The organism is Arthrobacter sp. M4 (assembly GCF_020251205.1).
Lineage (GTDB): Bacteria > Actinomycetota > Actinomycetes > Actinomycetales > Micrococcaceae > Arthrobacter.
In genome coordinates, this window is the sequence record NZ_JAIWYX010000006.1 from 213,156 (window position 1) to 232,897 (window position 19,742).

Genomic DNA, 19,742 nt, shown 5'->3' on the forward strand with positions numbered 1-19,742 from the left:
CAGGCGTTCAGTGCGCGGCGAAGCCGGAGCCGAGGAGGCCCATGGCATCGATGAGGTGCTGGCGGAGCTCGGCCAGCGATTCGGGGGAGAGATCGGATCCGCGGTTCTCGAACCAGACACTCATGGCTGCCTTACCGCACGAAATCACGGATCCGGCTAGGGCGCGGAGATACAACTCGCCAATGCCGTCACCGAATCGCTCACGGGCGGCGGCGATGATCTGGGCCGTGCAATGCTCCCAGGCTTCCAACTCCGAGCGGGCAAGCGTTCGGTCGCTGTGGGTCAGGCTGAAAAGCTCTGCCATGGGGGCCGCAGTCATCGGGTCCGCCAGGGCCATCAGTGCGGCACGGGCTGATTCCAGGACGGGCTCGTTGGCCGGGCGTTTCCGGAATTCGGCCAGGGCGTGTTCCAGGAAGCCGTCAGTCACGGAGGCGAGGGCGGCCTCGAGGGTGGCGAAGTAGTTGAAGAACGTTCGCCGAGAGATTCCCGCCTCCGCCGCGATGTCCTCAACCGTGAAGTTCCCCGGCCCCTTCTCCCGGAGCTGGGCAAGTGCGGCCGTGGCAATCGCCTTGCGGGTCGCGGCTTTGTTCAGTTCACGGCGCGATGGAGTTTGGGCGTCATCAAGGGTGGGGGAGCCTGAGGGGGAACTCATAAAAATACACTACGTGCAACTTTGCACTCTAGGCAAGTTTTCACTTGGTGCAATTTACAGGAAGGAGCACGGACACGCCGAGGGCCGGTTTCCCAACGGGGAAACCGGCCCTTGGCGCAGCGGCTTTGGATTTTGGCGTTCGACGCCGGCACCGTTCGACGGCGGGGCGTGTTCGACGGCGGGATGTGTTCGGCGGCGGGGCCGTTCGGCGGCGGGATGTGTTCGGCGGCGGGACTGTTCGGCGACGGGACTGTTCGGCGACGGGGCGTGTTCGACGGCGGGGCGTGTTCGACGCCGGCGCCGTTCGACGGCGGGGCGTGTTCGACGCCGGCACCGTTCCGCGGCGGGGCGTGTTCGACGCCGGCACCGTTCGGCGCCGGGGCGTGTTCGACGGCGGCACCGTTCGGCGGCGGGGCGTGTTCGACGCCGGGGCCGTTCGACGGCGGGCGCGTTCGACGCCGGCACGTCGCCTGGGGGCTATTCTCCTGGCGAGGGCTGCGCCCCGGGTGGGGTCGGCTGGGAGCCGGGTTTCGGCGTCGGCTGCGAAGCCGCTTGCGGTGAAGGTTGGCTGGTCAGGTAAATGGACTGTCCGGTGGCGCCCGGCTCTCCCTTTGCCAGCGGGATCGCGTATACCGCCGTGCCGTACGCGCAGACCTCGGTCCAATTGCTGCCCATTTCTGACGTGTCAAAGCGCATCGCGACGATTGCGTTGGCACCGCGTTGCTGGGCCTCGGCCACCATGCGGGCCATGACTTCCTGGCGGCTTTCGTAGAGCGCTCGGGTCATTTCCGGAAGTTCGCCGCCGCCGAGTGATCGGAAGCCAGCAAGCATCTGGGAACCGATGTCCCGGGAACGGACGGTGAGGCCCATGACTTCACCGAAGACGGCGTCGATCTTGTGGCCGGGAATTTCGTTTGACGTGACGATCAGCATGGACAGAGCCTAACGGCCGCAAGCAGTAATGGAACCGCTTAAACAGCGGGATCCTCCGGCGAACTCATCACAGATTCGCCGGAGGATCCGGTGGTGTTCAGCCCCTGGGCCGGCTAAGCCTTGGCGGCAGCCAACTCGCGCTCGGAGGAGTCAGATTCGCTGCGAGCTTCGGAGTCATCGATGAAGGCCGTGGCCTGGCGCGATGCGTTGTACAGGGACTCGTCCAGGATGCGCTGGCGCTTGGCCACCAGCGTCGGAACGAGCGCCTGGCCTGCCACGTTGACCGCGGTACGGCCCATGTCCAGGATGGGGTCGATTGCCAGCAGGAGGCCAACGCCCGCCAGCGGCAGGCCCACGGTGGATAGAGTCAGCGTGAGCATAACCACGGCCCCGGTAGTGCCGGCAGTAGCGGCAGAGCCGAGCACGGACACCAGGACAATCAGCAGGTACTGGCTAAGGTCCAAGTTGATGCCAAAGAACTGGGCCACGAAGATCGCGGCGACGGCCGGGTAGATCGCGGCGCAGCCGTCCATCTTGGTGGTGGCGCCGAGGGGAACAGCGAAGGAAGCGTAGCCGCTGGGAACGCCCAGGTTCCGCTCAGTGACGCGCTGGGTGAGCGGAAGCGTGCCAATGGATGAGCGGGAAACAAAGGCGAGCTGGACGGCAGGCCATACGCCAGTGAAGTACTGCTTGATGGAAAGCCCGTGGGTGCGTACCAGGATCGGGTAGACCACAAACAGAACCAGGGCCAGGCCGATGTAGATGGCCACGGTGAACTTGCCGAGGGAGCCGATGGTGTCCCAGCCATAGACCGCCACCGCGTTGCCGATGAGGCCAATGGTGCCCAGGGGAGCGATTCGGATGATCCACCACAGGACCTTCTGGATGACAGCCAGTGCCGATGCCGTGAAGTTCAGGAACGGCTCGGCAGCTTTGCCCACCTTGAGGGCGGCAATACCGACGGCGATTGCGATGACCAGGATCTGTAGCACGTTAAAGCTGACGGATGTGGTGGCAGCGGAGTCGGTGACTGTTGTGCTGGCACCGAGGCCGAGGAAGTTCTTGGGGAACAGCCCGGTGAGGAAGGCCCACCAGTCGCCCGTTTTACCCGAATACTCCGCCTTCTGGGTGATGCCTGTACCGGCGCCGGGCTGGAGCAATACGCCCAGGCCAATGCCGATGACAACGGCGATGAGGGACGTGATGGCGAACCAGAGCAGCGTGTTCCATGCGAGCCGTGCCGCGTTGGACACCTGGCGGAGATTCGCGATGGAACTCACCACGGCCGTGAAGATCAGCGGAACGACGGCGGTCTGCAGCAAGGAGACGTAGCTCGAACCGATGGTCTGCAGGGTGGCGCCAAGGCCGTTGGGGGAGGACTTGGTGCTGCCGGTGTACTTGGCAATGAGGCCGAGGACGAGGCCGATCAGCAGGGCGGCGATGATTTGGACACCAAAGGACCGTGCCCAAGCGGGGAGCCGGAACTGCGTCCGGGAAGGTGAAGTGGTGTTGGTTGAATTGCTCACCGGAAAACCGTAGTTGCCTTGCGAATACCACGGCGAACGCACATTGAGAAATGTTACGCAAATTCCCGTGATTCAAAGACGCGGCAACCCCGGTTTTCCGGCGAAAATTCAGGGTTTTATGAAGTTATTCCCACATCTGATGTGGTAAAAATCTCCTCAATCCTGCCCCAGTAGCGCACGCCGTAGTGTATCGAGGCCCACCGAACCAATGTTGAGTGCCGAGGTGTGGAAGGACTTCAGGTCGAAGCCGTCGCGGGTTTGGAGCTCTGCTCGAATCTCCTCCCACAGCCGCTGGCCCACCTTGTAGGACGGGGCCTGCCCCGGCCAGCCGAGGTAGCGGTTGAACTCGAACTGCAGTTGGCCCTCGCTGATGGGCAGGTTCGCCTTGAGGAATTCGAAGCCCTTCTCGGGAGTCCATGGTCCTTGGCCCCAGCGCTCGGGCATGTCCAGTTCCAGGTGCACACCGATGTCGAACACCACGCGGGCCGCCCGCATCCGCTGCATGTCCAGCATGCCCATGTGGTCACCCGGGTCCTTGAGGTAGCCGAGTTCGAGCATGAGCTTCTCCGCGTATAGGGCCCAGCCTTCACCGTGGCCGGACACCCAACACGCGTTTCGGCGCCAGTTGTTGAGCAGCTCGCGACGATACGTTGCAGTAGCAACCTGGAGGTGATGCCCGGGAACGCCTTCGTGGTAGACCGTGGTGGTTTCGGCCCAAGTGGTGAACGTGTCCTCGCCTGCCGGCACGGACCACCACATCCGGCCCGGGCGGGAGAAGTCGTCGGACGGGCCTGTGTAGTAAATGCCGCCCTCGTCTGTCGGGGCGATATGGCATTCGAGGGTCTTCATCACCTCGGGGATGTCGAAATGCACGTCTGCCAACTCGGCAACGGCTTTGTCGGAAAGCTCCTGCATCCAGGCCCTGAGGGCTTCTTTCCCCTTGATTTGCCGGGCGGGATCGTTGTTCAGGATCTCCTTGGCTTCTTCCACCGTGGCGCCGGGACGAACTTCACGAGCCACCTTCTCCTGCTCGGAGATCAGCCGATCCAATTCCTGGACGCCCCACGCGTAAGTTTCCTCGAGGTCAATCCGGGCGCCCAGGAACGCCCGTGAAGCCAGGGCATACCGTTCCCTACCCACTGCATCCTTCTCGGGCGCAGCCGGAAGCAGCTCGTCGCGGAGGAAGGAAGCAAGACCGGCGTAAGCGTCGCGCGCGGCGCCCGTTCCGGCGTCGAGCTTTTCCTGGACGCCCGCCGGAAGCGGTTGTCCATCGATCCGGGCGCCTTCCGCGAGTTTCGCGAAGAAGCCGTCCTCGGCGGCGAACTTGGTGGCCTGTTCGACGACGTTCCGCACCTGGCGGGCGGCCGCCACCTTGCCGTTAGCCTTGCCCGAGCGGAGCGACTCGATGTATCCGCCAATGGCAGCAGGCACGTTGGCTGCCCGGCCAGCGATGTGCTCCCACTGCTCCGGGGTGGCCGTGGGCATGAGGTCGAAGATGGCCCGGATGTCCTGCGCCGGAGATGCGATGTTGTTCAGGTCGGCGGCGTCCCAGCCGCTGGTGTGGACTTCCAGTTGTAAGCCGAGCCGCTCACGCATGGCATCGAGCGTGATGACATCGGATTCGTCCTGCGGTTCCAGTTGGTCCAGACGGGCCAAAGCCTCCCGAGCCGCGGCGGCAAATGCTTCCGCGCCCGCGGGGGAGTAGTCCTGGTACTCGGTCTCATGTCCCGGCAGGCCGAGGGTAGTGGCGAACGTTGGGTTGAGGGCCAGCAAGACGTCCGTGTACTCATCAGCGACGGCGTCGATGGCGGTGTGAGTGCGCACAGTGTTTTCGAACGGAGGAGTCATTCCCTGAGCCTAGCCGGGCACTTGGTGTCGTGAAAGGAACACTTGAAATGCCGGTATGTCGCCGCCCGGGCGCGGGAATAGCGCTCGATGCTCAGGCTGTTGCCTCAGCCAGGGCCCGTCCGGCTCGGCGGCCGGAGAAGATGCAGCCGCCAAGGAATGTGCCCTCCAAGGAGCGGTAACCGTGGAGGCCACCTCCGCCGAAGCCGCTTGCCTCCCCGGCAGCGAACAGCCCGGGCAACGGCGTTGAATCGGGCCGGAGCACCCGGCCCGACAAGTCGGTCTGCAAGCCACCGAGTGTCTTGCGGGTGATGACGCGCAGCCGGACCGCGATCAACGGTCCTGCCTTCGGATCCAGGAAACGGTGTGGTGCGGCCGTACGGGAGATCCGGTCGCCCCGGTATCGACGGGCGTTCCGGATCGCGGAGATCTGGCTGTCCTTGCCAAACGGGTTGTCCAACTGGCGGTCCCGCGCCTCAACTTCACGCCGGATGTTGTGGGGATCGAGGAGCGGCTCTGGCGTCAGGGCGTTCATTCGGTTGATGAGATCGTCCAGCGTATCGGCAACGATGAAATCCTCGCCATGCTGCAGGAACGCCTCTATGGGCGCGGGCGCCCCGGGCCGGATCCGGTCGAGGGTCTGGCGCACGGACTTGTTGGTGAGGTCCGGATTCTGCTCGGAACCGGAAAGCGCGAACTCTTTCTCGATGATCTTGCGGGTGAGGATGAACCAACTGTGGTCGTGGCCGGTGGCCCTCAGGTGGGCCAGCGTGCCCAGCGTGTCAAAACCGGGGTACAGGGGGCCCGGCAGTCGCTTGCCTGTTGCGTCGAGCCACATGGACGACGGCCCGGGGAGGATTCGGATGCCGTGCCCGGGCCAGATTGGATTCCAGTTCTTCACGCCTTCGACGTAGTGCCACATCCTGTCCGCGTTGATGATGTTGCCACCTGCGTTGCCAGCGATCTCCAGCATCCTTCCGTCCACATAGGCTGGAACGCCCGTGAGCATGTGCTCCGGCGGCCTGCCCAGGCCTGCCGGCCAATTCCTCCGGACCAGGCTGTGATCGGCGCCGATGCCGCCGGACGCCACCAGGACGGCTTGGGCAGAAAACTCGAAGTCGCCGATTGCCGTGCGGCTGCTCGGAGCTCCTCGCGGGGTATCGGCCGATTCCAGGATGGCGCCCCTGACACCGGTTACTGCACCGTCCTTGAGGATCAGTTCATCCACGCGGTGGCGGAACCGGAAGGTCACCAGGCCCTGCTCTGCTGCCTCCCGAACGCGTTGTTCGAAGGGTGCCACGACGCCCGGTCCGGTTCCCCACGTGACATGGAAACGGGGGACAGAGTTGCCGTGGCCAACGGCTCCATAGCCTCCGCGTTCGGCCCAGCCGACTATGGGGAAGAAGCGGATGCCCATGCCGTGCAGCCAGGACCTTTTCTCCCGGGCGGCAAAGTCCACGTACGCCTCAGCCCATCGGCGCGGCCACGCATCTTCGGGTCGGTCAAAACTGGCAGTTCCCATCCAGTCCTGGAGGGCGAGTTCGCGGGAGTCCTTGATCCCCATCCGACGTTGCTCGGGGGAGTCCACCAGGAAGAGCCCGCCGAAGGACCAGTGGGCCTGGCCTCCCAGGTTCGACTCGGACTCTTGGTCGAGCAGGAGGACCCGGCGGCCCGCGGAGCTGAGCTCCGCGGCAGCTACCAACCCCGCAAGACCAGCCCCAACCACGATCACGTCTGCGTCCATGGTTAGAGCATAGGAGTTGCCTAGCCCCTGCTGCGTCGCCAGGAACCGGGCCCCGGCGTCGGTTCCAGTCGCAGTTGCTGCCTACGCACCCAGTGCCGCACGCTCGGGGCTGACGGTGCCGGCGGCTGGGCGCTGCCCAGCGAAGAAATTACGACGGCGGACAGCGCCGCGAGCTCTTCCGGCGTCGGATTTCCCTTGGCCACCGAAAACAGGACTTCAGCAGGCTCCGCTGCCGCGTTGTATTCCGCGCTCATAGCGGGATGTTCCCGTGCTTCTTTGTGGGCAGGCTGGCCCGCTTGTCCCGCAGGGCCCGCAGTCCACGGATGATATTCAGTCGTGTGTCCGACGGCGCAATCACGGCGTCCACGTAACCGAGCTCGGCAGCTTGGTAGGGGTTGAGGAGTTCCTCCTCGTAGCCTTGGATGATCTCTGCCCGCTTCTGGTCGACGTCCCCACCGGAATCGGAAACCGCGGCCAGTTCGCGCCGGTAGAGGATGTTGACTGCACCCTGGGCGCCCATAACGCCGATCTGCGCGGTGGGCCAGGCGAGGTTCAGGTCGGCTCCAAGCTTCTTGGAACCCATCACGATGTACGCGCCGCCATAGGCCTTGCGGGTGATCACTGTGAGCTTGGGAACGGTGGCCTCGGCGTAGGCGTACAGGAGCTTGGCTCCGCGCCGGATGATGCCCTGGAATTCCTGGTCCTTGCCGGGCAGGAAGCCCGGCACGTCCACCAGCGTGATGATGGGGATGTTGAAGGCGTCGCAGTGCCGCACGAATCGGGCAGCCTTTTCCGAGGCGGAGATGTCCAGCGTTCCGGCGAACTGCAGTGGCTGGTTGGCGACGATGCCTACCGTGTGCCCTTCAACGCGGCCGTAGCCGATGATCACGTTGGGCGCGTACAGGGCCTGCATCTCCAGGAAGTGGCCGTCGTCGAGGATCTGCTCCACGACTTTCCGCATGTCGTAAGGCTGGTTGGCTGAATCCGGAATCAGCGTGTCCAGGGCAAGGTCATCCTCGTCGATCTCCAGCTCCTGGTCGTGTTCCAGCACGGGTGACTCGGAGAGGTTGTTGGACGGCAGGAAGTCCAGCAGTTCACGGACGAATTCGATGGCGTCCGCCTCATCGGCAGCAAGGTAGGTGGACGTGCCGGTAGTGGCATTGTGCTGGCGGGCCCCGCCAAGCGTTTCCATGTCCACGTCCTCGCCCGTGACGGTCTTGATCACGTCCGGGCCGGTGATGAACATGTGCGAGGTCTTGTCCACCATCACGACGTAGTCGGTGAGGGCCGGCGAGTACGCAGCTCCACCGGCACACGGTCCCATGATGAGCGAGATCTGCGGGATGACGCCGGAGGAGTGGACGTTGTTGCGGAAGATATCCGCGAACATCGCCAGCGAGGCCACGCCCTCCTGGATGCGTGCCCCGCCGCCGTCGTTAATGCCTACCATCGGGCAGCCATTGCGGAGGGCGAACTCCTGGACCTTGACGATCTTCTCCCCGTTGACCTGGCTCAGGGAGCCGCCGTAGACGCTGAAGTCCTGGCTATAGATCGCCACAAGCCGGCCGTCAACGGTGCCGTAGCCGGACACAACACCGTCGCCCAGGGGCTTCTTCTTCTCCATGCCGAACGCTGTGGAGCGGTGCACCGCAAGAGCGTCGAATTCTACGAATGATCCTTCGTCCAACAGCATGTCGATTCGTTCACGCGCCGTATTCTTGCCACGGGCGTGCTGCTTCTCGATCGCCTCGGGGCCGGATGGCTGTTCGGCCCGTGCCTGGCGGTCGCGGAAGTCGGCAATCTTCCCCGCTGTGGTTGTCAGATCGTGGCTCATCAAGTGTCTCCGGCTCCGTAGCTGTAGTTGGAGGCCGTGTCCGGTGGTGCCAGATTAAGTAGCATCCACACAACGGCCGGGCCCTGTTGGCTAGTCTAGTAACGCAGTTGGCGCAAACCGCTGTAGAAAACCTACAACTTTCGCGTGCCGCATCGGGCTAAGGAAATAAGTTACCCAAGAGTAACTTTTCTGGTTTACAGTGGTGGGCATGACTGTGGGCACCGAAGCTTCCCCCTCTCCCTACAAAGCCGCGGCTTCGCTGAAGGGCCGCACCATCCTGATGTCGGGCGGAAGCCGCGGGATCGGCTTTGCCATCGCACGCCGCGCAGCCGCGGACGGAGCAAACATAGTTCTTCTTGCCAAGACCGCAGAGCCGCATCCGCGCCTTGAAGGCACAGTCTTCAGCGCAGCCAAGGCGCTGGAGGAGGCCGGCGGCGCTGCGGTTCCCGTCGTGGGGGACGTAAGGAATGACGACGACGTCGCTGCCGCAGTGGCCGCCGCGGTCGGCACCTTCGGAGGAATCGACGTCGTTATTAACAACGCTTCAGCCATTGACCTGTCACGGACCGACGAGGTGGACATGAAGCGGTACGACCTGATGCAGGACATCAACGTGCGTGGCACCTTCCTCCTGTCCAAGCTGTCCCTGCCGGCGCTGCGGGCCTCAAGCGCCGGACACATCCTCACGCTTTCCCCACCCCTGAACCTTGATCCTCACTGGGCAGGGCGCCATTTGGCGTACACCATGGCCAAATACGGGATGAGCCTGACCACGCTGGGGCTGGCGGAGGAATTGCGCGGCGACGGGATAACGGTGAACTCGCTGTGGCCGTGCACGCTGATTGATACAGCGGCCATTCGGAACCTGCCGGGCGGCTCCGCCATGGCTCGCGCCGCCCGTGGTCCCGAAATCATGGCGGACGCAGCCCACGCGATCCTCACCGGCAGTAATCTGACCACGCCCGAGGACCGCGAGCGGAGCTCCGGAAACTTCTATACCGACGAGCAGGTCCTGCGGGCCGCCGGCGTGTCGGATTTCTCGTCCTACAGCCTGGGTGGTCCCGAAAATGAGCTGGTTCCCGACATTTTCTTGTGAGTGAAATCGGTAGGATTCAGCTATGGAAGCCCAACAGCCCGCCGTGCCTGAATCCGACGCCACGCCCGCCCTGGATGTGGCCGAACTGAGGGCCGAAGGCTTCCTCGCCGCAACCGGCATTCCCAAGCTTGTGGTGCTCGAGTCCACAGGATCCACGAATGCCGACCTGTTGAAGGGCGTTTCCGAAGAACCGGGGGAATGGCCGGACCTGGCCGTACTTGTGGCCGAGCACCAGACGGCCGCCCGGGGCAGGCTTGACCGGCACTGGGAGACGCCCGGCAGGTCGTCCGTGTCGGTGTCCCTGGTCCTGCGCCCTGTAAACGCAGAGGGCAGGCCCGTTCCCGCGCATAGCTACTCGTGGTTATCGCTGCTTTCCGCAGTGGCGCTCCGCGAAACACTGCGTGACGTCGCCGGGCTGCCCGCAGAAATCAAGTGGCCGAACGATGTAGTGGTCCGCGGCCGCAAGATCGCGGGAATCCTTGCCCAGTTGGGGTCGGCACAGCTGGGGGGCTCTGCCTCGGGTGCAAGCCCCGCCGTGATACTGGGAATGGGCCTCAACGTAACCCTCACGGCGGAACAGCTACCGGTGCCCACTGCCACGTCGGTGGCCTTGGAACAACCCTTAACCACTGACCGCACTGCGCTGCTCACGTCGTACCTCATCAACTTCTCGGCCCTGTACCGTAGCTTCTGCAACGCCGACGGCGACCCCCACGCCGGGTTGGCCCATGGGCCTTCACTGCACAAGCGTGTCGAGGCCGTTATGACCACCTTGGGTAAGGAGGTCCGGGCGCATCTGCCGGGCGACCACCAGCTGGTGGGGCACGCCTCGCGCTTGGACGAATACGGTTCCCTCCTGGTGGTGGACCACGCGGGCAAGGAGCACGTGGTGACCGCCGGGGACATCGTGCACCTGCGGGCAACCGAAAGCGGCTATGCGTAAAGAGCTCCTGCCCGGCGAACAGGTCATCGTAGTGACCCGCCGGCAGCCCAGGATGCTTATCCTGCCAGTCCTGGTTTTCATATTGGTTCCCGCGATTGCCGCCTACCTTGCCGCCTGGATCACCAAGGGTGGAGTCAAAGGCTTCATTCCTTTGGTGACTGCGGCGTGGACACCGTGGTTGCTGCTGGCATGCCTCCTGCTCGCGACCTGGGCCCTGCTGGGCTACACCGTCCCGCGGGTCCTGAAATGGCGCAGCGTCCGCTATTTCCTGACCAACCGCCGCATCATTGCCCGCTTTGGCATGCTCCGCCGGAGCGATTGGCAAGTGCCGCTGGCCGCGATCCGCAACGTTGGCGTCCACCAATCGATCCTCCAGCGCGTATTGCGTTCCGGGAATATATCCTTGGATACCGGGCATGACGCCGCCCTGGTGATGGCAGATGTTCCGGAAGCAGCAACCTTCCGGGCTTTTGTGCTTGACGCGATCGGCGAACTCCCGGATGGTGGGGACTTTGGGGAATGGCAGCTGAGAGAAGGTGGAGGAGATGAGCGCTGAGGAACGGCAGTCCACATGGGACATCGGTGAAGACACCGATGGCGGATCCGCGCCAGCAACTTCCGCCCTGCCCGTCCAGGACACGGTGCCGCCCAATTCGATGCCTCCCAGCGGTGCCCCCCAGACCGGGGTGCTGTCGGGCGACCGTGTTGCGGCCAAAGCCTTGGAGGCGCGGCTGCTTGGCGGGGAACGTAAGCTCCGCCGCCGTGAAGTTGCCGCCGGTGCCGGCGTGTCCCTGCTATCGGCACGGAAACTCTGGCGCGCCCTCGGCTTCCCCAACTTTGGTGACGAGGACGTGGCGTTCACCGAGCGGGACCAAGCTGCACTGAGCACCATCGTGGAGCTAGTCCGTGCGGGCAAGCTAACCGAAGAAGCTGCCATCTCCGTAACGCGTGCCATCGGGCAAATGACCGACCGCATGGTGGTCTGGCAGGTTGAGGCCCTTGTTGAAGACATGGTGGCCCAGCAGGGCGTTTCCGACCCAGTTGCACGCAAGATGCTGGTTAACGAGTTGCCCGCGCTCATCGATTCCATGGAAGAGATCCTGGTTTACTCATGGCGGCGACAGTTGAACGCAGGCGTCCAGCGCCTTGCACTCCGCGCCGAGGCGGGACTCCAGGCCAGCGAGGAGGGCCGCGACGGCGACGAAGATGATTCTCCGTTGCCCCTTGCCAGGGCCGTGGGCTTTGCCGACCTGGTCTCTTACACGAGCCTTTCCCGCCGGATGAATGAAAAGACCCTGGCACAACTTGTCCAGCGCTTCGAGAACAAATGCGCCGAAATCATCTCGGTAGGTGGTGGACGCCTGGTCAAGACCGTTGGCGACGAAGTGTTGTATATCGCGGAAACCCCTGCCGCAGGTGCCGAGATTTCACTTGCCCTGGCCAGGGCTTTTACGGAGGACGAAATTCTTCCGGAAGCACGCGTGTCCATGGTGTGGGGCCGTATTCTGTCGCGGCTCGGTGACATTTATGGGCCTACCGTAAATCTTGCCGCGCGCCTTACTGCCCTTGCCCAGCCCGGCACGGTATTGGTTGACGCCACAACGGCATCCGCCCTCGCACAGGACGACCGTTTTGTACTGGTCCCGCAGAAATCCGAAAATGTCCGCGGCTTTGGCGAAATTCACCCGGTTATGCTTGCCCGCGGGCGTGGCAAGGGCCTCGTCGTAGACTAAACCTCGTCAGTAATATTCTTGACTGGTTAGTCACGATTATTGACGGATTGCTAACTAACTTCCTAGTGGCAGCGCGTTAAGTTGGATGGGGAGCGGTCCCCATCGCGCGGGCGTCTACGGCGTGGTTATTGTGGGGTGCCGGCCACTGGCGTTGGTATTGCCCCGCATTGCGTGCGATAGTCATTGTGACTAATAATTCCGCCGCTGTATGGGGGTACTGCGGAATGTCACGACCGCCGGCTTCAAGCCGAGCTTTCGAAAGCTGCCTGGGGGCGGCTGTGATACAAGGGAATTGAATAGCTGTGACATCTTTCTTCGGCAAGCTGGGGCTGAGGAAGCGCCGAAAGAACATTATTGCCGCCACTGGCTCTACCGCGGCCTTCGCCATTCTGGTCGCTGGGGCTGTGCTGTACCCGGGGTTCAAGACCACCGAAGTGGACCTTAACGACGGCGGCGTGTGGGTGGTCAGCAAGACCAAGAACGCCGTGGCCCGGCTGAACTATCCGTCGAAAGTGCTGGACGGTGCTGTGACTCCGGCGTCCACTACCTTTGATGTCCTGCAGCACGACAGCACGGTTTTTGTGGACGATGCCTCCGGTTCCACCATCAACCAGGTGTCCGCAGCCAACATGCGCCTTGGCGGCGACCGGCAGCTTCCATCGTCCGCCGACGTGAGCTTTGGCTCACAGGTGCTGTCCATCACCGACCCCGTCAGCGGCAAGGTGTGGGCGACCTCTCCTTCCGGGCTCAACAGCTTCGACAAAGAAGGTTCGGAGCCAGCTCTGGTCGGTTCGCAGGGCATGGTCTCCGCAGTCGGCGGCGATGACCGGATCTACAGCGCCGATCCCCAGAAGGGCGAAATCACGGCCACCCGCGTGGACGCCAACGGCGAAGCCACCGGAACAGACGTCACCAAGGTTGACGGACTCAAGGGTGCCGGAAACCTTCAGATCGCCGTTGTGGGGGACCAGCCCGTGGTGCTTGACGCCAACGGCGGCAAGCTGTTCCTCCCCGGCGGGAGGCCATTGCAGCTACAGGACGCCCGCGAGGCGAAACTTCAGCAGAGCAGCAAAGGTGGCAGCTTCGTGGCGATCGCCACAGCGAAGGCCCTCCTGAAACAACCGCTCGACGGCGGGACCGCCGCCACCGTGACGTTCGGTAGCCAGGGCGTTCCGGCGGCTCCCGTCCAAGTGGGCGATTGCGTGCACGCGGCTTGGTCCGGGGCCAACAAGTACATCCGGGATTGCGGCAACGACGCCGACGACAAGACGCAGGATGTCCCCAAGGCCAGCGCCCAGCCGTCCTACGTGTTCCGGGTAAACCGGGACCTGGTTGTCCTCAACGACATCAACTCCGGCAGCGTCTGGATGGTCAACCAGAACATGCAACTGGTGAACAACTGGGACGATGTGGTCCCGCCCAAGAACGAATCCAACGACCAGGACAAGGACTCGGCGGACAACAACACCATCAACGTCCTCCCGGACCGCACCAAGCCCAACCGGCCGCCGGAAACCCGGCCGGACGAGCTCGGCGTCCGTCCAGGCCGCACTACTGTGCTGAGCGTGCTGGACAATGACTCCGATCCTGACGGCGACGTCCTGACAGCCGCCGTCGGAACCACCGGACCCAGGTCCGGCACGCTGCAGAGCATCTACGGCGGCTCGGCCTTCCAGATTTCGGTACCCGCAGACGCGAAGCCCGGCCAGGAAGTCTTCGACTACAGTGCCTCCGATGGCCGTGGCCTGTCCGCGGGCGGCAAGGTGACGCTCAACGTCGTTGGGCCCAACGACAATAAAGCGCCAATCTTCAAGCGGCAGGATCCCACCACGATCCTCGTAGAGCAGGGCAAGACTGTCAGCCAGAACATCCTGACGGACTGGATGGACCCCGACGGCGACGACCTGGTGTTGATGGACGCGAAGGCGGACAACGAAAAGGACCAGGTCAAGGTCCGCCGGGATGGCTTGCTGACGTACCAGGACTCCGGTGCGGCGCCTGGCAAGAAGACCGTCACCGTCACTGTCTGGGACGGCCGCGCAACGGCTACGGGCAAAGTGATCATCAACGTGCAGCCGCCGGGCGCGCTTGCGCCCGTGGTCAACGCCGACCACGTGACCGCCGTCGTCGGCCAGGACCTGGTCATAGCGCCGTTGAAGAACGACGCCGACCCTAACGGCGGTGCGCTGCGCCTTGCCCACGTTGAAGCCGCCGGGCCGGCCGAACTCGGCCCCGTGACCGACGGCGGGACGTTCACTTTCCGCAGCAACACGCCAGGTCCGGTGTACCTGACCTACATCGCCAGCAACGGTCCGCAAAGCAGCCAAGGGCTGATCCGTGTCGACGTTGAATCCGGCAAGGACAGTGGAGCACCTGTGGCCGTGCACGACGTCGCGCTGCTCCCGGTGGGCGGCAGCGTCCTGCTCGATCCCTTGGCCAACGACTCCGACCCGTCCGGCGGCGTGCTTGTGCTGCAGTCCGTGACTCTGCCCGAAAACCCGACGGCCTCCGTCAGCGTCATCGACCACAGCGTCCTACGCATCACGGACGTCATCGGCACCAAGGAACCGTTCGTGTTCCAGTACACGATGTCCAACGGCAGCAAGTCGGCCACGGGAACCGTCTCCGTGGTGCCCGTTCCGGCGCCGGCCGTCGTCGAAGCACCGCAGCCCAAACCCGACGAAGTCAACGTCCGCGTCAACGACGTGGTCACCATCCCCGTCCTGGCCAACGACACGCATCCCCAGGGCGAAAAGCTCAGCGTGGATCCCGTGCTGGCGCAGTCGGTTCCGGAAGCGGACGGCCACGCCTTCGTTTCGGAAAACACCCTGCGCTTCATCGCCGGCTCCGTGCCCAAGACGGTGCGGGCCATCTACAACGCCGTGGACCCACAGGGGCAGAAGAGCGCAGCTGCCGTGACCATCCACATCCTTCCATTGGAAGGCGCGGAGAACTCCCGTCCGCAACCCAAGAACCTCACCGCACGCGTGGTGTCCGGCGGTGCGGTGCGCATCCCGGTGCCGCTTGACGGCATCGACCCCGACGGCGACTCCGTCCAGCTGACCGGAATCGACAGCACACCAGCCATGGGCACTGCCACCGTGGGCAGCACGTTCATCGATTTCGTTGCCGCAGGCGACGGCTCAGGAACAGATACCTTCCGCTACAAAGTGGTGGACCGCCAAGGCGCGTCAAACACCGGTACCGTCACCGTGGGCATTGCGCCGCGTGGTGACGTGAACCAGAAGCCCACACCAGTGGACGACCAGGTCAACGTTCGGCCCGGCCGGCAGATCGCCGTCGACGCGACCGCCAACGATACTGATCCGGACGGCGACCTGATCCGGATCAAGGGCGATGAGATCGAGGCGGATTCCGCCCTTGACGCCCACGTGAGCGAGCAAAGCGGCCGAATTTTGCTGACCGCTCCCGCCAAGGAAGGCACCGTGACCGTGCGGTACGGCGTTTCGGACGACCGTGGCGCCGTCGGTAGGGCCACCATCCGCGCGAATGTCCGGAACGACATCCCCTTGTTGGCCCCCATCGCCCGGGACGACCGTGTCACGTCCGCCCAGACGATGGGCAAGACTGCGGTGGATGTTCCAGTGCTAAAGAACGATGAGGACCCGGACGGCGTGGGGGAGAACCTCAAGATCAGCACGTCCACGCCGACCGCCCGGCCCGGCGATAAAGGCAATGTGGTTGTCCAGCTGGCCGAACAGCCGCAGTTGATTCCGTACACCGTGGAGGACGTGGACGGCCAAAAGTCCACCGCCATCATCTGGGTGCCCGGACTCGGCCAGCAGGTACCCACCCTGGCCAAGGATGAAGTGCTGGAGGTCATTGCCGGGCAGTCCGTCACGGTGGACCTTTCCGAGTGGGTCAAAGTGCGTGATGGCCGCAAGCCCCGCATTACCCAGACCGACCGGATCAAACTAATCGGTGCCGCTGAAGGCGACCCGGTGGCCAACGATGGCACGGCCCTCAAGTACACAGCCAAACAGGATTACGTGGGCCCGGGCTCGATCAGCTTTGAGGTAACGGACGGTTCAGGACCTGATGATCCCCGGGGCCTCAAGTCGACCCTGAGTATCCGCACCAAAGTGCTGCCGGATCCCAACCGGAACAACGCCCCAGAGCTGCTGGGCAGTAACATCGACGTGCCTAAGGGCGACAACACGGCCACGGACCTCGGCAAGCTGACCACGGACCCGGACCAGGGCGACCTGGACAACATGCGCTACGAGATCGTAGGCGCAGCGCCCGCGGGCTTCAACGTCTCAATGGACGGACACACGCTGAAGACCGCCGCCGCGGACAACGCCCAGCCCGGTGCCGCAGGAAGTGTCCAGGTCAAGGCCAGGGACCAGCGCGGGCTTGAAGCCACAGCCACGTACAAGCTGACTGTAACCGCGTCCAACCGGCCCAAGCCGGTGGCCAATGACGACATCGAACCTAACGCGGCTGCCGGGAAATCGGTCACGGTCAACGTCCTGGCCAACGACTCCAACCCGTTCCAGGACGCGCCGCTGAAGATCGTTGGTACGGCCACCGAGACCGGGCAGGGGACCGCCGTCGTGAACGGTGACTCCGTGACCGTCACGCCTGCTGAAGGCTTTACCGGTACATTGATCACCTCGTACACGGTGGCTGACAAGACCGGCGACCCCGCCCGCAACGCGACAGCCCGCGTCCGCCTGACCGTCAAGGACAAGCCTGCCGCTCCCACAACGCCGCAGGCAGCCAGCGTGGGCGACGGCACGGCACTCCTTAACTGGAACGCCCCTGCGGATCGTGGCGCGTCCATCACCAAGTACACGGTGCGCGGCGAGGGCGGCTTCTCCCAGGACTGCCCGGCGAATACCTGCACGCTGAACGGCCTGACCAACAACACGAAGTACCACTTCACCGTCACGGCGACTAACCAGTTTGGCGAATCGGCTCCGTCTCCGGCTTCTGCCGAGGTGCGTCCGGACGTCAAGCCGGACACCCCGCAGGCCCCGACACTTAAGTTCGGCGACAAGCAGCTCAACGTCACGTGGACTGCACCCGCCAGCAAGGGATCGCCTATCAAGGGCTACGACCTGGAAATCTCCCCGGCACCACCGGGACAGAACCCGCAGATCCAGAACCTGACGTCCACCAGCTATGTCTGGAAGGGACTCCAGAACGGCGTGGCCTATAAGGTGCGGGTCCTGGCCCGCAACGATGCCAAGGAGCCTTCCGAGTGGAGTCCTTACTCCGCATCGGAGACGCCTGCCGGTCCGCCGGCCCAGCCCGCGCCACCGAACGTCTCGCAGGCCGGATCCGTTGGTTCGCAAAGCCAGCTCCGCGTCACATGGGCCGCACCCAACAGCAATGGTGACGCGCCGTCGTCGTACACATTGACCACTCACCGGGGCGGTTCGCCGGTGGCGACCCAACAGGTGTCCGGGACCGCGCAGAACGTGACCGTGGACAACTCGGAAGCCGACTACACCTTCACAGTGTCGGCTACCAACAAGGCCGGCGCCGGGCCCGCCAGCGCGCAGTCCGCGCCGATTCGTGCGGCTGGCAAGCCTGGACAGGTGAACAGCGGATCCGTGTCAGCGAACGGCAACAGCGGCCAGCTGGACGTCAGCTTCACACCGCTAACGGCTGCCCAGCGCAACGGTTCGCAGGACAACGAAATCCGGTACAGCTACACCACCAGTTCCGGGCAATCCGGGCCCATCGCGGCTGGCGGCGGCACCATTTCAGGCATGCCGAATGGCACCAACGTAACGGTGAACATCATCGCGACATCCACCAAGAACAACATCTCCGGTGATTCCAAGGCGGTCGGAACAGGCAACCCGTACGGCCCACCTAACGCGCCCAACGTCAACGGCGGCAAGTCCGCCACGGGAGATCCGGATGTGCACTGGACGTGGAACAACCCGGCCACCAACGGCCGTGCGTTGGACCACTTCGAGGTCAGTTACGACGGCGGCGCCTGGCAGAACGTCGGAACGGCGAACCGTTATGACCGGAACGCGGGCGGCTGGGACAAGACGCACACGCTGGGTGTTCGGGCGGTGACAGTGACCCCCGGTAGCGCTGGCAGTGCCGATGCAACGTCAGGCAACGATCCGACGCCGCCGCCACCGGCGTCGAGCATTCAGGTAAAGGCCGCCGATGCGCGGACCTGCCCGGGCAAGCCGGGGCAGCCCGACTCGTTCGCGGACAACCCGCCGCGCTGCGGTGTCGGCTGGGTGGAACGGTCCTGGGGCCGCCTGAACATTGACTGCACCAAGGACATCTACGGCAATGGCACTCCGTGGTACCGCCTTACCGAATCCGCGAAGGCCGGCTGGTACGTGAAGTCCACCACGGTGGACCTCTACGGCCCCCGCCCTGGTGGCTGTTAGGCCTCGTGGGCTGCCAATGCCGCAAGCGTGCATAACAACTAAGACGAATAGATAGAAGAGGAATCATCCCATGACCATGACCAGCGAGCAGGCCGCCTGGTTTGCCGACACGTTCGAGAAGCTCGTGGCCAACGTGGGGCAGGCCGTCCTGGGCAAGACCCACGTGATTCGGCTGACCCTCACAGCCATGCTCGCTGAGGGCCACGTCTTGTTCGAAGACGCGCCGGGGACAGGCAAGACGTCCCTGGCACGGGCGCTGGCCGCAACCGTCCAGGGATCCCACAACCGCATCCAGTTCACGCCGGACCTGCTGCCTTCTGACGTCACGGGTGTGACCATCTACGACCAGAAAACGCAGAAATTCGAATTCCACAAGGGCCCGATCTTCAGCAATATCGTCCTTGCCGACGAGATCAACCGGGCGTCGCCGAAGACCCAGTCGGCCCTCCTTGAGGTCATGGAAGAATCCCGGGTCACCGTGGACGGCACAAGCTACGACGCCGGACGGCCCTTTATGGTCCTCGCCACGCAGAACCCGATCGAGCAGGCGGGCACGTACCGGCTGCCCGAAGCCCAGTTGGACCGCTTCCTCATCAAGACGTCCATCGGCTACCCGGACCATTCCTCCACTGTGCAGTTGCTCGGTGGCAGCAACATCAAAGACCGGTCCCGGGAACTGTCTCCGATCATCACCACCCAGGCCGTGGCGGACATGGCAGACCTCGCCGCCACCACCCACATTGACACCGCAGTGCTGGAGTACATTTCCCGGCTGTGCGAAGAGACCCGCAACGCTCCGGAGACGCGGCTTGGCGTGTCAGTTCGCGGTGCCCTGGCCATGGTCCGGGCGGCCAAGGTATGGGCAGCCGCGGAAGGACGCAACTTCGTCCTGCCGGACGACATCAAGGAACTCGCCGGAGTGGTGTGGACGCACCGCTTTGTGATGGATCCCGAGGCTGAGTTCTCGGGCGCCACCCCCGAGGCGGTACTTTCCCGCGTCCTGGCCGATGTCGCAGCGCCGCAACAGCGCGCAAGCGTCTGACGCCT

13 protein-coding genes are annotated in these 19,742 nt (G+C 64.1%); 6 read left to right on the forward strand and 7 right to left on the reverse strand.

The window, feature by feature from the left end:
* Positions 1-7: 7 nt before the first annotated feature.
* The 7 genes from LD110_RS12605 to LD110_RS12635 all read right to left on the reverse strand — a co-directional run bounded on the left by LD110_RS12605 (position 8) and on the right by LD110_RS12635 (position 8,534).
* Positions 8-652 (reverse strand): TetR/AcrR family transcriptional regulator, encoded by a 645-nt coding sequence (locus tag LD110_RS12605; RefSeq protein WP_225499165.1) that lies wholly within the window; start codon positions 650-652, stop codon positions 8-10.
* A gap of 477 nt (positions 653-1,129) precedes the next feature.
* Entirely contained in the window at positions 1,130-1,585 is a 456-nt protein-coding gene (locus LD110_RS12610) for a YbjQ family protein (protein WP_225499166.1), read from the reverse strand.
* Positions 1,586-1,698: 113 nt separating this feature from the next.
* Positions 1,699-3,111: a dicarboxylate/amino acid:cation symporter gene (locus tag LD110_RS12615; protein ID WP_225499167.1), complete on the reverse strand. Its 1,413-nt coding sequence runs from the start codon at positions 3,109-3,111 to the stop codon at positions 1,699-1,701.
* 156 nt (positions 3,112-3,267) lie between these two features.
* Positions 3,268-4,959 carry a DUF885 domain-containing protein gene (locus LD110_RS12620; RefSeq protein WP_225499168.1) on the reverse strand — a complete coding sequence of 564 codons (1,692 nt, stop codon included), beginning with the start codon at positions 4,957-4,959 and terminating at the stop codon, positions 3,268-3,270.
* 91 nt (positions 4,960-5,050) lie between these two features.
* Entirely contained in the window at positions 5,051-6,700 is a 1,650-nt protein-coding gene (locus LD110_RS12625; protein ID WP_225499169.1) for an FAD-binding dehydrogenase, read from the reverse strand.
* Between the two features lie 20 nt (positions 6,701-6,720).
* Entirely contained in the window at positions 6,721-6,954 is a 234-nt protein-coding gene (locus LD110_RS12630) for an acyl-CoA carboxylase subunit epsilon (RefSeq protein WP_225499170.1), read from the reverse strand.
* The gene (locus LD110_RS12635) at positions 6,951-8,534 is read right to left on the reverse strand and encodes an acyl-CoA carboxylase subunit beta (RefSeq protein WP_225499171.1); all 1,584 of its coding nucleotides are present in this window, start codon (positions 8,532-8,534) and stop codon (positions 6,951-6,953) included. The genes LD110_RS12630 and LD110_RS12635 overlap by 4 nt, the downstream gene beginning before the upstream one ends.
* 208 nt (positions 8,535-8,742) lie before the next feature.
* On the opposite strand from LD110_RS12635, the gene LD110_RS12640 reads away from it, so the two are divergent.
* The 6 genes from LD110_RS12640 to LD110_RS12665 all read left to right on the forward strand — a co-directional run bounded on the left by LD110_RS12640 (position 8,743) and on the right by LD110_RS12665 (position 19,737).
* On the forward strand, positions 8,743-9,630 hold the full coding sequence (locus LD110_RS12640) for an NAD(P)-dependent oxidoreductase (protein ID WP_225499172.1): 888 nt from the start codon (positions 8,743-8,745) through the stop codon (positions 9,628-9,630).
* A gap of 22 nt (positions 9,631-9,652) precedes the next feature.
* Complete coding sequence (locus LD110_RS12645; protein WP_225499173.1) at positions 9,653-10,573, forward strand: biotin--[acetyl-CoA-carboxylase] ligase; 921 nt, start codon at positions 9,653-9,655, stop codon at positions 10,571-10,573.
* On the forward strand, positions 10,566-11,129 hold the full coding sequence (locus LD110_RS12650; RefSeq protein ID WP_225499174.1) for a PH domain-containing protein: 564 nt from the start codon (positions 10,566-10,568) through the stop codon (positions 11,127-11,129). Before LD110_RS12645 ends, LD110_RS12650 begins: the two co-directional genes overlap by 8 nt.
* 100 nt (positions 11,130-11,229) lie before the next feature.
* Positions 11,230-12,306: an adenylate/guanylate cyclase domain-containing protein gene (locus LD110_RS12655; protein ID WP_374200339.1), complete on the forward strand. Its 1,077-nt coding sequence runs from the start codon at positions 11,230-11,232 to the stop codon at positions 12,304-12,306.
* Positions 12,307-12,608: 302 nt separating this feature from the next.
* Positions 12,609-18,695, forward strand: a complete 6,087-nt coding sequence (locus LD110_RS12660; RefSeq protein ID WP_225499176.1) for an Ig-like domain-containing protein — start codon at positions 12,609-12,611, stop codon at positions 18,693-18,695.
* A 70-nt stretch (positions 18,696-18,765) separates the two neighbouring features.
* Positions 18,766-19,737: a MoxR family ATPase gene (locus tag LD110_RS12665; RefSeq protein WP_225499177.1), complete on the forward strand. Its 972-nt coding sequence runs from the start codon at positions 18,766-18,768 to the stop codon at positions 19,735-19,737.
* Positions 19,738-19,742: the final 5 nt, after the last annotated feature.